General features: G+C 52.6%; 15 protein-coding genes. 9 read left to right on the forward strand and 6 right to left on the reverse strand.

What is annotated here, in order from left to right:
• Positions 1 to 217 precede the first annotated feature (217 nt).
• A complete protein-coding gene (gene nifB, locus B0F88_RS12065; RefSeq protein WP_104424179.1) occupies positions 218 to 1,708 on the reverse strand; it encodes a nitrogenase cofactor biosynthesis protein NifB in 1,491 nt (496 codons plus the stop codon).
• Positions 1,709 to 1,965: 257 nt separating this feature from the next.
• Between nifB and B0F88_RS12070 the strand changes: the two genes are divergently transcribed.
• Both B0F88_RS12070 and B0F88_RS12075 read left to right on the forward strand, forming a co-directional pair.
• Complete coding sequence (locus tag B0F88_RS12070) at positions 1,966 to 2,208, forward strand: addiction module antitoxin (RefSeq protein WP_104424180.1); 243 nt, start codon at positions 1,966 to 1,968, stop codon at positions 2,206 to 2,208.
• Entirely contained in the window at positions 2,208 to 2,480 is a 273-nt protein-coding gene (locus B0F88_RS12075) for a type II toxin-antitoxin system YafQ family toxin (protein ID WP_104424181.1), read from the forward strand. The genes B0F88_RS12070 and B0F88_RS12075 overlap by 1 nt, the downstream gene beginning before the upstream one ends.
• A 127-nt stretch (positions 2,481 to 2,607) precedes the next feature.
• Here B0F88_RS12075 and B0F88_RS12080 read toward each other — a convergent pair whose 3' ends face one another.
• From B0F88_RS12080 to nifL, 3 genes are all read right to left on the reverse strand, one after another.
• Positions 2,608 to 2,868 (reverse strand): hypothetical protein, encoded by a 261-nt coding sequence (locus tag B0F88_RS12080; protein WP_104424182.1) that lies wholly within the window; start codon positions 2,866 to 2,868, stop codon positions 2,608 to 2,610.
• A 144-nt stretch (positions 2,869 to 3,012) separates the two neighbouring features.
• Entirely contained in the window at positions 3,013 to 4,554 is a 1,542-nt protein-coding gene (nifA, locus tag B0F88_RS12085) for a nif-specific transcriptional activator NifA (RefSeq protein WP_104424183.1), read from the reverse strand.
• Complete coding sequence (gene nifL, locus B0F88_RS12090; RefSeq protein ID WP_104424184.1) at positions 4,554 to 6,173, reverse strand: nitrogen fixation negative regulator NifL; 1,620 nt, start codon at positions 6,171 to 6,173, stop codon at positions 4,554 to 4,556. Before nifL ends, nifA begins: the two co-directional genes overlap by 1 nt.
• 438 nt (positions 6,174 to 6,611) lie before the next feature.
• Between nifL and rsxA the strand changes: the two genes are divergently transcribed.
• The 7 genes from rsxA to B0F88_RS12130 all read left to right on the forward strand — a co-directional run bounded on the left by rsxA (position 6,612) and on the right by B0F88_RS12130 (position 12,373).
• The gene (gene rsxA / locus B0F88_RS12100; protein ID WP_006892569.1) at positions 6,612 to 7,193 is read left to right on the forward strand and encodes an electron transport complex subunit RsxA; all 582 of its coding nucleotides are present in this window, start codon (positions 6,612 to 6,614) and stop codon (positions 7,191 to 7,193) included.
• Positions 7,194 to 7,210: 17 nt separating this feature from the next.
• Positions 7,211 to 7,765 carry an electron transport complex subunit RsxB gene (rsxB, locus tag B0F88_RS12105; protein WP_104424186.1) on the forward strand — a complete coding sequence of 185 codons (555 nt, stop codon included), beginning with the start codon at positions 7,211 to 7,213 and terminating at the stop codon, positions 7,763 to 7,765.
• Positions 7,759 to 9,246 (forward strand): electron transport complex subunit RsxC, encoded by a 1,488-nt coding sequence (gene rsxC / locus B0F88_RS12110; RefSeq protein WP_104424187.1) that lies wholly within the window; start codon positions 7,759 to 7,761, stop codon positions 9,244 to 9,246. The genes rsxB and rsxC overlap by 7 nt, the downstream gene beginning before the upstream one ends.
• Positions 9,243 to 10,316 (forward strand): RnfABCDGE type electron transport complex subunit D, encoded by a 1,074-nt coding sequence (locus B0F88_RS12115; RefSeq protein ID WP_104424188.1) that lies wholly within the window; start codon positions 9,243 to 9,245, stop codon positions 10,314 to 10,316. The genes rsxC and B0F88_RS12115 overlap by 4 nt, the downstream gene beginning before the upstream one ends.
• Before the next feature lie 175 nt (positions 10,317 to 10,491).
• On the forward strand, positions 10,492 to 11,229 hold the full coding sequence (gene rsxG / locus B0F88_RS12120; protein WP_104424189.1) for an electron transport complex subunit RsxG: 738 nt from the start codon (positions 10,492 to 10,494) through the stop codon (positions 11,227 to 11,229).
• A 188-nt stretch (positions 11,230 to 11,417) separates the two neighbouring features.
• Positions 11,418 to 12,116 (forward strand): electron transport complex subunit E, encoded by a 699-nt coding sequence (locus tag B0F88_RS12125; protein ID WP_104424190.1) that lies wholly within the window; start codon positions 11,418 to 11,420, stop codon positions 12,114 to 12,116.
• Complete coding sequence (locus B0F88_RS12130) at positions 12,113 to 12,373, forward strand: RnfH family protein (RefSeq protein ID WP_104424191.1); 261 nt, start codon at positions 12,113 to 12,115, stop codon at positions 12,371 to 12,373. The genes B0F88_RS12125 and B0F88_RS12130 overlap by 4 nt, the downstream gene beginning before the upstream one ends.
• Positions 12,374 to 12,503: 130 nt before the next feature.
• Here B0F88_RS12130 and B0F88_RS12135 read toward each other — a convergent pair whose 3' ends face one another.
• Both B0F88_RS12135 and B0F88_RS12140 read right to left on the reverse strand, forming a co-directional pair.
• The gene (locus tag B0F88_RS12135; RefSeq protein ID WP_104424192.1) at positions 12,504 to 12,863 is read right to left on the reverse strand and encodes a helix-turn-helix domain-containing protein; all 360 of its coding nucleotides are present in this window, start codon (positions 12,861 to 12,863) and stop codon (positions 12,504 to 12,506) included.
• Entirely contained in the window at positions 12,853 to 13,161 is a 309-nt protein-coding gene (locus tag B0F88_RS12140) for a type II toxin-antitoxin system HigB family toxin (RefSeq protein ID WP_104424193.1), read from the reverse strand. The genes B0F88_RS12135 and B0F88_RS12140 overlap by 11 nt, the downstream gene beginning before the upstream one ends.
• Positions 13,162 to 13,377 lie beyond the last annotated feature (216 nt).

Here is a 13,377-nt window from a genome sequence, read left to right on the forward strand (position 1 = left end):
AGCCTTCTCGGCAACCGCTCCTGCGTTGCTCTACTGCCTATATCCATATAGGCATCCCTGAGGGAGAAGAGGCGTATGTTCTAAAGTTAATCGGGTCGACAAGGCGGGACGGGGGTTGCAACCCCGTCCCTAACGTTTCTACGATTTTCGAGCTATTTAACTAACCTCAAATGTTTCGGCCGGGGCAACATGCCCCGGCCGGCTTTGCGACATTAACCTACGCACTGGCTCTAACTGAGTCTTGGGCCTCATCCAACTTACCCGCAGCCGCCATCTCCTTGTAAACCGCCATCACGGCTTCTTCGATGGGCTCCATCGCATGCTCGCCGTTCGGTTGAATACCGGCGGCTTCCAGCTGCTCCCAAGGCTCATAACCGACTTTCGAGCACAGCACCGCTTCGCATCCGGCCAAAGCCCGGATAGTCACTTGCAACGTGCTCTCGCCATCGCCGCAGGTGGTATCGCCGCCGCAATACTGGTCGGCTTTGCGGTGACTGATAAAACGCACGCCGTCCGGCGAAGCTTCATAAATCAGGAATTCCTTGGCATGGCCGAAGTGCATGTTAATCACGCCCTGGCCGCTGGTGGCGACCGCCATCAATACCGGACGCGTGGTCAGCTTGGGTTCCTGTTTATGCTGCTGCGCCTTTTCGGCTTTTTCCAACCGCTTGCTGTCCATTTCAGCCTGTATGGCCTGATGAATCACCTTGCGTTTTTCCATCGCCGCCTGATAATCGATTTCCATGTCCTCGATCTTGTCCAGCGTAAACTCGTCGCCCCGATCTTCGCCCAGCATGCCCACCGCATCGGCGCGGCATTGGCGGCAATGGCGCATCATATTCATATCGCCGGAACAACTGTCTTGCAGGTCTTGCAGCTCATCGGGGGTAGGGCCGCGTTGCCCCATCACGCCGTAGAAAGTGCCGTGCTCGGCTTCGGCGATCAGCGGCATCACGTTGTGCAAAAACGCGCCTTTGGATTTAACAACCTTGCTGACTTCGGCCAAATGCTGGTCGTTCACGCCGGGAATCATCACCGAATTGACCTTGACCAAAATGCCTTTCGCAATCAGCATTTCCAGGCCTTTTTGCTGTTGTTCGATCAGGATTTTCGCGGCTTTTACGCCTTTAATGCGCTTGTTTTTCCAGTAAATCCACGGATAGATTTTCGCGCCGATTTCAGGATCGACGCAGTTAATCGTGATCGTGACATGATCGATATTGTGCTTGGACAATTCTTCCACTGCGTCGGGCAGCGCCAGGCCGTTCGTCGATACGCACAATTTAATATCCGGCGCTTCCTCGCTTAAACGGCGGAAGGTTTCGAAGGTGCGTTCGGGATTGGCTAACGGATCGCCGGGGCCGGCAATGCCCAGCACCGTCATTTGCGGAATATTGGCCGCCACCGCCATAGTCTTTTTAACCGCCTGATCCGGCGTCAGTAATTCGGAAACCACGCCGGGACGCGATTCATTGGCGCAATCGTATTTACGGTTACAGTAATGGCACTGGATATTGCAAGCCGGAGCGACCGCGACATGCATTCGGGCGAAATAGTGGTGGGCGTCTTCCGAATAGCACGGATGATTCTGTACCTTCTCCCGTATCGAATCAGGCAATGAATCCATTTGATTGTCGGTTGTACCGCATGAACTGGCTGAACAGCCGCCTTTAGCCGCAGGGGCGTCGTTTAATACTGGTAATTGCATCGGATTGGCCTCGTAAGTTGCGTTTACTAAAAAGCAAATGCACAGGTCGTGCCAACGATAGTATTGTGCTTTATGTTGTTGATTTATATATTTTTTGTGTTTTAGGAATGAGCGGGGTTGTTGTAAATGCAACAGTCATTTTTTTAGGTGTTGTAATGAATGGCACAAAGCAAACGTTTCACAGATACTCCTTGCATACCTATCGGATACCTGTTTAGAATGAAAGCGATTCATTAATCACCCGAGCGAGGCTCAATATGGCTAAAGAAGTACAAATGTCGATTAAGATGGAGCAGGATTTGCGCGACCGGTTTATGGCCGTGGCGGCAGAACGCCATCGACCTGCCGCTCAGATCATTCGTGATCTAATGCGCCTTTACATCGCAGACAGCGAAACCCCCAACGCATTGACTGCCGACACGATCCGCAAGGCCCGCAAAGGTGAAGAAGTGTTCAACGCTTCCAGTCCCTCTGACCTATTCAAACAATTAGGCATCTGATGCGTTCGGCGAGCTATACCGGTCAGTTTAAGCGTGACGTGAAGTTAGCCGAGAAGCGTGGTAAGGATATGGACAAATTGCGTTATGTTATCGGTCTGCTGCTGGCTGACCAAGCTCTCCCGCGTGAGTTTGCCGATCACCCATTGAAAGGAGAATGGAAGCCAAGCCGCGACCTTCATATTGAACCCGATTGGATCTTGATTTATTGCGTGGATGGTGAAGCAGTTCGCTTCGAGCGTACCGGCACACACTCCGATCTTTTTGGTCAATGACCGAGCGTAGGCTATCGTCGCAGTTTTGCATCATTGTTGAGCACGCCTGTTAGCGGGAACGTCTTTCTGCTTTCCAAGCCGGATTGGGAATCAGATAAAATGCGCTTTAGGGTTACAAAAACCAACCTCAAGCTACGTCGTAATACCAGTCCAAAAGCTCTTCCCCGCCCCAGTTTTCGGCATCGGGAGGGATGGTTTCATCGGTTTCGTATAGCGTCATTTGTCCGGGTTTGGGTGAGGTTACCAACAAGCTTTCTGCATAATCGACTGAACAGCCTTGTTTGCCGGTTTCGTCCTTTAGCCATTGCGCCGCCATAGCGATGGCGTCTGTCCGGGTTTCGCCAAAGCCGAAAACGGCGTAATCGTGTTGCACGTATAAAATGGTCATTGTTGCTCCAAATGCTTTGGGGAATATCTAAACAAGTTGATTCCGTTCATGGTTCGACAGGCTCACCACGAACGGAATCAACTTGTTATCGGTTCGTCCTAAATCTTTCGACTACGCCCAGGATAGCCTTGTCGAAAGACTTAATCAGATTTGCTTCATGGTAATATCCAGCGTCATAATCCGGTAAGCAATCTGTCTCGGCGTCATATTCAGCAGGCGGGCGGCTTTGGCTTGCACCCAGCCGCTTTGCTCCAACGCGGCAATGACGCGTTCCCGGTCGTCCATGTTTTCATCGTTAAAATCAACTGCCGGTGTTTTTTGCGGTTTAAGGCTGATAGCGGTGCCGATTTCGTCTTCCAGGCCGGTGCTGACCATCACGTCGCGGTCGATGATGCCGTTCGGACTCATGATTGCGGCGCGTTCCAGCCGGTTCGCCAGTTCGCGGACGTTGCCGGGCCAGTTGTGTTTCATCAATATGCGTATCGCGCTCTCCTTGATTTCCAGTGGCCGGCCGCCTTGCTGCTGCGAAATCCGGTTGAGCAGGAATTCGGACAGCTGCGGGATGTCCTCGGTCCGGTCGCGTAATGGGGGCATATGGACCGGCATGATATTAAGCCGGTAATACAAATCCTCCCTGAATTTGCCTTCGGTGACTTCTTCTTCAAGATTGCGGTTGGTCGCCGCAATGATGCGCACATTAACCTTGATGGTTTGAGTGCCGCCGACCCGCTCGAATTCGCCTTCCTGCAATACGCGCAGCAGTTTGGCCTGGAACGATGCGGAAATCTCGCCGATTTCATCAAGAAACAGGGTGCCGTTGTCGGCCAGTTCAAAACGGCCTTTGCGCTGGCTGACCGCGCCGCTGAACGCGCCTTTTTCGTGGCCGAATAATTCAGACTCCAATAAGGTGTCGGGCAGGGCCGCGCAATTGAGTTTTAAAAACGGTCCGCCGGCGCAGCCCGAGTTAAAGTGGATCGCATTGGCGACGACTTCTTTACCGGTACCCGATTCTCCGCGGATTAATACCGTGGTATTCCATTTTGCAACCTGGCGAATCAAATCGAATACTTTTAGCATCGGCGGCGAATGGCCGATGATGTTCTCGAAGCTGTAGTTCTTGATCAGCGCCTGTTTGAGCTGATCGCGTTCGCTGAGTAGATGGCGCTGTTTGCGTTCGATGAGCCGCAGCATTTTGACGCTTTGCGCTATCAGGTTGGCAATCATCTCCATGAACCGGGCGCGCTCGCCCAGAAATTGGCTGTTATCCGGCTGTGCGGCCAGTACGCCGATGGTGTCGCCTTCTTCGATGTAAATCGGCGAGCCGATAAACGGCAGTTCGGGATCGTACAAACCCAGGCGGCCTAGAAAACGCGGCTCTTCGGACACTTTTTCAATGACGATGGTGCTGCCTTCATCCAGTATCGCGCCCATCAGGCCTTCGCCGGGGTTGTAGCGGACCGGCTCGGTAAATTTACTCGCGCCGTCGGTATGGACGACGCTGACGATCATGCTGTTATTTTCGATTTCCCGCAGCGTTATCATGCCGGAACGCATGCCTGACCGTTTGTGCAGGATCTCCAAAACCGCCTGTAATTTTGCATGCAGATCGTGGGTGCTGTTCAATACCTGGCTGATGATATACAAGGTATCCAGTTCGGCTTCGATCAGTTGTATGCGCTCGGCCATTACTCCACCCCCTTAAATACCTGCTTGTGCAGAGGGAAACTGATTTTGAACCGGCATCCCCGGTCGCAATCCGGGTCTATTTCGATAAAGCCCTGATGCTGGTTGACGATTTCCTTTGCCATCACCAGCCCCATGCCGGCCTGATTGCCGCCCATCGGGCGCGTGGTGTAGAAAGGTTCGAAGACCTTGGCGCGTTTTTCAACCGGAATACCGGCACCGCTGTCTTCAATGCAGACATAAATCAATTCGGCATCGGTATCGGTGGTGATCTTAAGCCGCTGTTCCGAGCCGTCCGATTTGCAGACCGAATCAATGGCGTTATCGATCAATTGCTTGAACAAGATACGCAGACGGTTCTCGGAACCCAGCATGGTCGGCAATTGGGCAAGCGGCTGCCAATGCACCTCTATATCGTTACTACAGATCCGCTGGTTGTTCAGTAACAGCACTTCATGCAGAATCTGGTTCAGGTTAATCGGAATGACCGCTGTTTGCAGAATCTCGGGAATGCATTTTTGCATGGTCGCCACCGCTTCTTCACCGGATTGTTGAATCTGCTGCAAGATTTGCAACAGTCCGGCGTGTTGATCATCCCCCTTGTGCCGCAAAATCTGTTCGGCCGCCCTGATTTGGTTCATCGGCATCTGAATTTGGTGCATAGCGCCCAGTAAGGTTTCCCTGATGCCGCGCACCCGCTCATCTTCGGCCATGATGGTTTTTAAGGTCTGAATATGCAGCTCTTCCATCTGCCTGCGTTGCCGGGTGATGTCTGTCAACGTCAGTATCAGGTACTGTTTGGATGCGTTCTGGAAAAAGGCGTCGGCATTGACTTCATTTTCTACAAACCAGTTTCCGGCGCAAGAGAACCAACGGATTTTATGGTTGCCCTTGCTTTCCACTTTGAATTCACGGTTACTAAAGCCTTGCTCTTTGCTTTGCAACTCCGACCATAAATCGCCCATTTCATTGCGCAACAGTTGCAGGAAATAAGTGGCGGGCTCGCCTTTATCGAGGTCGCTGACCAACGCTTTATAGTTATGGTTATCCAGGATGACCCTGTCCCGGTCATCGAGTACGACCATCGCGATAGGCGATGAATTAATGACCGACTCGATCAATAGTTTTTGGTTGACGACCTTTTTTTCGGATTCGTAGGATTGGGTAATATCCCTGTGCATGCCGATGTAGTGGGTGATTGCCCCGGCTTCATTCAACATCGGTGCAATGGTCAGATCGGACAGATAGCGCTCGCCGGACCTATGCCGGTTGCACAAAGTTCCGCGCCATACTTTCTTGGCGCTGATCGTGCGCCATAAATCGTAATACACCTCTCTGGGCGTGCGTTTGTCCGATAACAGCGATTCGTTTTCGCCCAGAATATCCTCGGGACGGTAACCGGTGACGCGGCAAAACTCTTCGTTAACGTAAAGAATTTTGGCTTTTTTATCGGTGATGGAAATGGCTATCGGCACCTGTTCAACCGCTTCGACAAACAGGCTGTAAAGCAGTTCGTCGCCTTTATTTGCGTACCCTTCGCCAAATAAATCAGGTACAAGCTCACCGATGACGCTGGTCATGTTGGTATGCGTTTGTAAAAATCGCAATGAAGTTTTTTTCATAAGTTATAGCCGCTGTGATGGGTCTTTAAAATTACTTAAGCAAATATAGAGCCAACATTAATGCTCCGGTTTTTTCGTTGCTACGTGTTACGACATGTTGTGGGAGCGGGCCATGCCCGCGAGATGGAGGAGCAGTAACGCTGTATAGTTGCCCAATCGCATAGTTGCCCAATCGCGGGCCCGGCCCGCTCCGACTGCTGAATCATACGGGTGCAGATTGATGGTCTGAATAGACAGCGGGATCAAAATCATGAGCCATTGTAGGATTTGCGACAAAATATTTTTATCGATGTCGGTATGTATCACTTCCAACAGCATTCATGCACTGATTTGGGCGGTTTTGGCTGGATGTTTGACCGATAAATGTGCCGTGTCTGCAATTGGCATAATTGCTGCTTGCACCTGATAAAAAGCATTGCAAACAGCCTGGGAAAAACAGTGAGCGAATATCTTCTTCTTTTATTAGGCACGGCTCTGGTCAACAACGTGGTTCTGGTGAAATTCCTCGGGCTATGCCCGTTTATGGGCGTCTCGAAAAAACTGGATTCGGCTTTGAGCATGGGTTTGGCGACAACCTTTGTGCTGACCTTGGCCGCGATGACCAGCTGGATGCTGGAACACTTTATTTTGGCTCCGTTCAATATCCAGTTTTTACGCATCCTCGCGTTTATTCTGGTGATTGCCGCCGTGGTGCAGTTCACCGAAATGGTCGTGCATAAAACCAGCCCGGTGCTGTATCAGATACTGGGTATTTTCCTGCCGCTGATTACGACCAATTGCGCGGTCTTGGGCGTGGCTTTGCTCAACGTGCAGGAACAATACGGCTTTATGCAAAGCATGATTTTCGGTTTCGGTTCCGCGCTCGGCTTTACGCTGGTGATGGTGCTGTTTGCAGGCTTGCGGGAGCGCCTGGCGTTAATGGCGGTCCCGACATTATTTGCAGGCACGCCGATTGCGTTTATTACCGCCGGTATTTTATCGCTGGCATTTATGGGTTTTGCAGGGCTTTACAGCAAATGATTTACAGGAAATAAACTATGTATGTTTTATCCGCCATTGTAAGTTTGACCTTGTTGGGGCTGTTCCTGGGCTTGCTGCTGGGTATTGCCGGCAAGTATTTAAAAGTTGAAAGCAGCCCGATTGTCGATGAACTGGAATCCCTGCTGCCCGGATCGCAATGCGGCCAATGCGGTTTTCCGGGTTGCAGGCCTGCCGCCGAAGCATTGGCCGAGGGCAATGCGCCCGCTACGATATGCCCACCCGGCGGCAGCGCCCTGGCTGAGCAAATCGCCGCTTTATTGGGTTTGGACCTGGATTTAAGCGACGTAAAAGAGCCCGAGTTATTGGTCGCCAGAGTCAGCGAAGACACCTGCACCGGCTGCACCCGCTGCTTTAAAGTCTGCCCTACCGACGCCATTGTCGGCGCGCCGAAGCAAATTCACGCGGTCGTCGCCGACGCCTGCATAGCCTGCAAGAAATGCGTGGATGTATGCCCGACCGAATGCCTGCAAATGCACCCCGTTGAGGTTACCTTGCGTAACTGGCGCTGGTCCAAGCCTGCCTTGCCTGAAACGAGTAACGCCGTATGTTAAGTTTCTTTTCTAAACCGCGCATTCGCGGCGGCGTCCATGCAGAGGAGCATAAAGCCGAGACTGCCGCATTGCCGATAGCCGACAATTTTCCGTTGCCGAAAAAACTGTATATCCCGCTGCAACAGCACGTCGGCAAGCCCGCAGAGCCGCTGATTATGGTCGGCGAAAAAGTGCTGAAAGGGCAGTTGCTGGCTTACAGCCAGGGCCTGATTTCCGCGCCGGTCCATGCGCCCAGTTCCGGCGTCATCCTTGATGTTAACGATTATCCGGCCCCGCACCCGTCCGCGCTGCCTATCCGAACCATCGTGCTGGAAACCGACGGCAAGGACGAATGGGTGGAAACACCGATTGCCGCCGATCCGTTCCAGCTGAATCCCGAAGAAATCAGTTTGCGCGTCGGTGCGGCGGGTATTGTCGGCTTGGGCGGTGCAACTTTTCCGACGGCGGTCAAGCTCAATATGGGCCGCGAGAATCATATCGATACGCTGATTATCAACGGCTCGGAATGCGAGCCTTATTTATGCTGCGACGACCGGCTGATGCAGGAGCGCGCCGGGGAAATTATCGACGGCGTGCGTTTGATGCTGCACGGAATGGAAACCGAACATGCCGTGGTGGCGATCGAAGACAACAAGCCGGAGGCTTATCTTGCGATGCAGGCCGCAGCCGAGCCGTATGCTACGATTAAAGTCATACAAATCCCGACCCGTTACCCGATGGGTTGGGACAGGCAATTGATCCGTTATGTAACCGGCAAGGAAGTCCCTGTCGGCTGCCGTTCGTCGGAAATCGGCGTGACCATCCACAATGTCGGCACCGCTCACGCAGTCCATAAAGCGATTCGTCACGGATATCCCTTGCTTAGCCGTGTGGTCACGGTAGCGGGCGGTGCGGTCAAACGCCCGATGAATGTGGAAGTGCCTTTCGGCACCTTAATCTCCGAACTGTTCGATTTTTGCGAGGTGAACCGGCAAGAAACCGCGCGCATCATTATGGGCGGCCCGATGATGGGCGACTCTTTACCACATACCGCTTTACCGACGGTCAAGGCCACCAGCGGCATCCTGGCATTGACCCAAAGCGAACTCAAAAATACCGATGAACAACCCTGTATTCGTTGTGCGAGCTGCGTCAGCGTTTGTCCTGCGGGACTCAGGCCTTTGGATATGGCGAATAATATCCGCATTAACCAACTGGATGCGGCGGTGGATTTAGGCTTGAAAGACTGCATCAGCTGCGGTTGTTGTTCTTACATCTGCCCGTCCAATATTCCGCTGGTGCAGTATTTTAAATACGCCTCCGGCGAAGTCATGGCCAGACAGCAGGCGCAGCATAAAGCCGAGCAAACCAAAAAGCTGATCGATGCGCGCAATGCCCGTATGGAACGCATCGCCCAGCAACAGCGCGAAGACGAACTGGCCCGGATAGCGGCCAAGGCGGAACGGGAACGATTAAAAGCCGAGCAGGAGGCATTGGTATGATTACGCACATGAAACCCAGCAGCGGCGCGCATGTAGGCGCCAACACCAGCGTCAGCCGTATCATGTGGCAGGTCATGCTGGCAATATCGCCTGCGACAGCGTTCGGCCTCTTGTGTTTCGGCTGGCCTGCGCTGAACTTGTTTGTCATCACCGTGCTATCGGCGGTTGTGTTTGAAGCCTTCTGCATACGGCTCAAGGGCAGGGCGGTCAAGCCCGTCATTATGGATGGCTCTGCGGTACTGACCGGCTGGCTGTTGGCGATGACGCTGCCGCCTTGGGCGCCGTGGTGGATAGGCGTGGTCGGTTCGGGGCTGGCGATTATTTTAGGCAAGCAGGTTTACGGCGGCTTGGGACAAAACCTGTTCAATCCGGCCATGTTGGCGCGGGTCGCGCTGCTGATTTCCTTTCCTATCGAAATGACCACTTGGGCCAATGTGTCGCCGTTGTTTTTTTCGGACTCGCCGGGGCTGATTGAAAGCTGGCATATCACTTTTTCAGGCTTGGACAATATCGACGCCAGCACCGGCGCGACCACGCTGGGTTTTATCAAAACCGAGTTTTCGCAGAACCGTGTACTGACCGACATCCTAAAGGACACTTCCGGTTTCCTTAATTTTATCGGAGCGACGCGCGGCAGCTTGGGCGAAACCTCGACGCTGTTGCTGGGTTTGGGCGGCGTGTGGCTGATCCGCCAAAACGTCATTCAATGGCAGATTCCGGTGTCGTTATTGCTGACTGTTGCGTTGTTGGCCGGGATTTTTCACGGCGTGGACAGCGAACATTATGTGAGTCCGCTGCTGCATTTGAATTCAGGCGCGTTGATGTGCGTCGCCTTTTTTATTGCCACCGACTATGTCACCTCGCCGAATACGCCTACAGGACAGCTGGTGTTCGGCGCGGGTTGCGGGCTGCTGATTTTCGTTATCCGTACTTGGGGCGCGTATCCAGAGGGCGCAGGTTTTGCGGTGCTGCTGATGAACTCGGCGACGCCGCTGATCGACCATTATATTAAACCTCGGATTTACGGACGCGACCGCAAAGGCAAGCCGCTTGAAATACCGAAATCGTAAACAAAGCCCTCTCCAGCGGGAGAGGGTTAACTCGTTCCCACGCGCTGCGTCCAGTATTTGGAGAATTTATGTTTGACGCATTGTCGGCCCTCACCGTTCGCGGCGCAGTTCAGGACAGGTCTTGACTGCATTCCCACACAGCGCGTGGGAACGAGACAAAATATAGGAATACACCATGAAATTTGACCCAGCAACCATAATGCGCCTGAAAGAAAAGATCGCCGTTTACCGGGAATTCCTTAAAAAATGGCTGGAGCCGTCGAACTTGGCGGAACTTAGGCCCAAACTGGAATTTCAAACCGGCGTCTTGGCGGGCTTCGCGTTAATTGCCAGCGTACTGTTGGGCGTGACCAATTGCAGTACCGAAGGCACCATTCAACGGCGGCTCGATGAAGACTTGAAAAAGTCGCTGGAGGAGGTCGTGCCCGCCGCTCTTTATGACAACGACTTGCTGCTGGACACGCTGAACATCCCGTCCGCCGAATACAATATCGGCGCGAACGAGACCACGGTCTATATCGCCAAAAAGTCAGGCCAAGTCAGCGCCGTATGTTTCAAATTCACCGCGCCCGACGGCTATTCCGGCGCGATCAATATGATCATGGGCATAGACCGTAACGCTAATATTTTGGGCGTGCGCGTGCTTAGCCACAAAGAAACCCCCGGCCTGGGCGATAAAATCGAAGTCGCCAAGTCGGACTGGATATTGAAATTTACCGGCCGCTCCCTGGACAATTTAGCGCCGGCAAAATGGGCGGTTAAAAAAGACGGCGGCGAATTCGACCAGTTTGCCGGTGCGACGATTACTCCGCGCAAGTCGGTGCAGGCGATTTATCGCGGCTTGCAGTTATTCAAAGCGCATCAAGAACAACTGATTAATCCGGCTTCCCATCAAAGTCGGGACAAGGAGTGAGGCTTAACCGTTCGCCCTGACCCTTCGGCTGCGCTCAGGACTGAAGGCCTTGTCGAAGGGTGGATGGTTAAGCCGTTCGTGGTTCGACAAGGCTCTCCTGAGCGTAGTCGAAGGACTCACCACGAACGGTTTTAACCTTAAACTGTCTCATCTTAAGCTGAAAGCCATTAGTCCTGGAGAAAATGACCATGTTTATATCGGAAACTTATCGCAAAATCGCCGCCGACGGCATTTGGAACAACAACATCGTGTTCGGGCAAAACCTGGCGCTTTGCCCCTTGCTGGCGGTGACCGGAACGGCCACCAACGGCTTGGGCATGGGGCTTGCCACGCTGGTGGTTATCATAGCGTCCAACGGCCTCATTTCAGCGGCGCGGCATTTAATCCCCGGCGAAATCCGTATCCCGATTTTCGTGCTGTTGATCGCCGCGCTGGTGACCTTGGTCGATATTTTAATGAATGCCTGGGCTCACGAACTCTATAAAGTGCTGGGTCTATTCATTGCGTTAATTGTGACCAACTGCGCTTTACTGGGCCGCGCCGAAGCCTTCGCCTCCAAGCAGTCGGTAAAACATGCGCTGTGGGACGGCTTGATGATGGGCCTAGGCTTTACCCTCGTCCTGGTCGCTCTCGGCGCGGCCAGAGAAATAAGCGCGTCGGGTACGCTGTTCGCCAATGCATCGGTGTTGCTCGGTGAATCGTTCAGGTTTCTGGAAGTCACCGTCATTCCCGGCTACAAAGGCTTTTTATTAATGGCGCTGCCGCCCGGCGGCTTCATCATGCTGGCTTTTTTGATTGTCGGCAAACGCCTGATCGACCAAAAACTGGCAACGAGAAAAGTGCCGGTAACCGTATTAACCCCAGTCATTGCTGAGGAGGAATCATGAACGTTGGCGTTTGTTACGCAGAATCCGATAGGCAGTTATGGATGCGTCTGGAAGTGCCGGACAACAGCACCATCGAAGAAACCATCAACCTATCCGGCGTGTTACAGCTTTATCCCGAGATAAACCTGTCCAGCCAGAAAGTGGGCATATTCGGCAAAATCGCTCCGCTGGATACTGCGGTAAAGGATGGGGACAGGGTGGAGATTTATCGCCAGATAACAGCCGATCCGCAGACGGTGCAACGGCGGAGGCGTTAGGCGTTTGCCGGACACCGGTTCTCGCTGTTCGCTAGTTCCCAAGCTCCAGCTTGGGAATTCGGTGTTGGAAGCTCTGGCTTCGCCTTCTAGGTTCCCGATCTGGACAATGGGGTCCACTTTAATACTTTTTTCACCCCACATCCGCCAACAAGCTTTCATAAGGAATACTTAATCCGTCGTGCAAACGTTTTATCATTCTCAGGCTCAACGGCCGTTTACGGTTAAGCACTTCCGAAACGCGTCCGCTGCTGCCGATATAGGCCTCCAGATCGCGGTTATTCAGGTTTTGTTGTTCCATTCTGAACTTGATGGCTTCGATCGCATCGGGCGGCGTTATTGCATAGTGTTTGTTTTCGTAGGCTTCAATTAAGGTGACCAGCACTTCCATTTCGTCGGCTTCGGGTGTGTCGGGTTCCGCTTGAAAAACCATTTCCAGACGCTGGAACGCGGCTTTTAATTCGTCATCGTTACGGATGGGCTTAATATTCATTGACTGTCTCCACGTTAATCAGGTCGTATTGGGCATGTGTGCCGACAAATTTTATCCAGGCGATTCCTGCGCGATACTGCATTTCCACAACTAAACGGTATTTGTTGCCACCGATGTTGAATACCACGCGGTTGTTGTTACAAATGCTGGCATTCCGATATTGGGCTTTTATGTCTTGCGGTGACAACCAATTAGCTTTAATGGTTTCTTCATACCAGCTTTCTAATGGGCCTTTGGCGTCACGATAAGCGGGCTGTTCCCAGAATTTCTTGACAGTGCTTTTAGCAATGACGCGCATGAGTTAACCGTCTTATCCTCCCGAATTGGGAGGATGGTAAACGAAGCGAAGATTTTATTCAAATTTACCCCAACTAAAAACCAAAACCCACTTTGTCGGCTTTACGACAATTGCCTGTCCTTGCGTTGCATTGTCTTGTCGGTATTAAGTCAATCCAGACTCCGAGCCTGCTATTTTCATGGCATCAACAATTGGCAAGCATATTGCTTTATCACA

This window comes from Methylobacter tundripaludum (assembly GCF_002934365.1).
Taxonomy (GTDB): Bacteria; Pseudomonadota; Gammaproteobacteria; order Methylococcales; family Methylomonadaceae; genus Methylobacter_A; species Methylobacter_A tundripaludum_A.

Bases quoted from the DNA above. Each gene is read 5' to 3' on its own strand.
- B0F88_RS12140 (WP_104424193.1), bottom strand. From the start codon at position 13,161: ATGCGCGTCATTGCTAAAAGCACTGTCAAGAAATTCTGGGAACAGCCC.
- B0F88_RS12125 (WP_104424190.1), top strand. From the start codon at position 11,418: ATGTTTATATCGGAAACTTATCGCAAAATCGCCGCCGACGGCATTTGG.
- nifA (WP_104424183.1), bottom strand. From the start codon at position 4,554: ATGGCCGAGCGCATACAACTGATCGAAGCCGAACTGGATACCTTGTAT.
- nifL (WP_104424184.1), bottom strand. From the start codon at position 6,173: ATGAAAAAAACTTCATTGCGATTTTTACAAACGCATACCAACATGACC.
- rsxC (WP_104424187.1), top strand. From the start codon at position 7,759: ATGTTAAGTTTCTTTTCTAAACCGCGCATTCGCGGCGGCGTCCATGCA.
- B0F88_RS12130 (WP_104424191.1), top strand. From the start codon at position 12,113: ATGAACGTTGGCGTTTGTTACGCAGAATCCGATAGGCAGTTATGGATG.
- rsxB (WP_104424186.1), top strand. From the start codon at position 7,211: ATGTATGTTTTATCCGCCATTGTAAGTTTGACCTTGTTGGGGCTGTTC.
- B0F88_RS12070 (WP_104424180.1), top strand. From the start codon at position 1,966: ATGGCTAAAGAAGTACAAATGTCGATTAAGATGGAGCAGGATTTGCGC.
- B0F88_RS12075 (WP_104424181.1), top strand. From the start codon at position 2,208: ATGCGTTCGGCGAGCTATACCGGTCAGTTTAAGCGTGACGTGAAGTTA.
- rsxG (WP_104424189.1), top strand. From the start codon at position 10,492: ATGAAATTTGACCCAGCAACCATAATGCGCCTGAAAGAAAAGATCGCC.
- nifB (WP_104424179.1), bottom strand. From the start codon at position 1,708: ATGCAATTACCAGTATTAAACGACGCCCCTGCGGCTAAAGGCGGCTGT.
- B0F88_RS12080 (WP_104424182.1), bottom strand. From the start codon at position 2,868: ATGACCATTTTATACGTGCAACACGATTACGCCGTTTTCGGCTTTGGC.
- B0F88_RS12115 (WP_104424188.1), top strand. From the start codon at position 9,243: ATGATTACGCACATGAAACCCAGCAGCGGCGCGCATGTAGGCGCCAAC.
- B0F88_RS12135 (WP_104424192.1), bottom strand. From the start codon at position 12,863: ATGAATATTAAGCCCATCCGTAACGATGACGAATTAAAAGCCGCGTTC.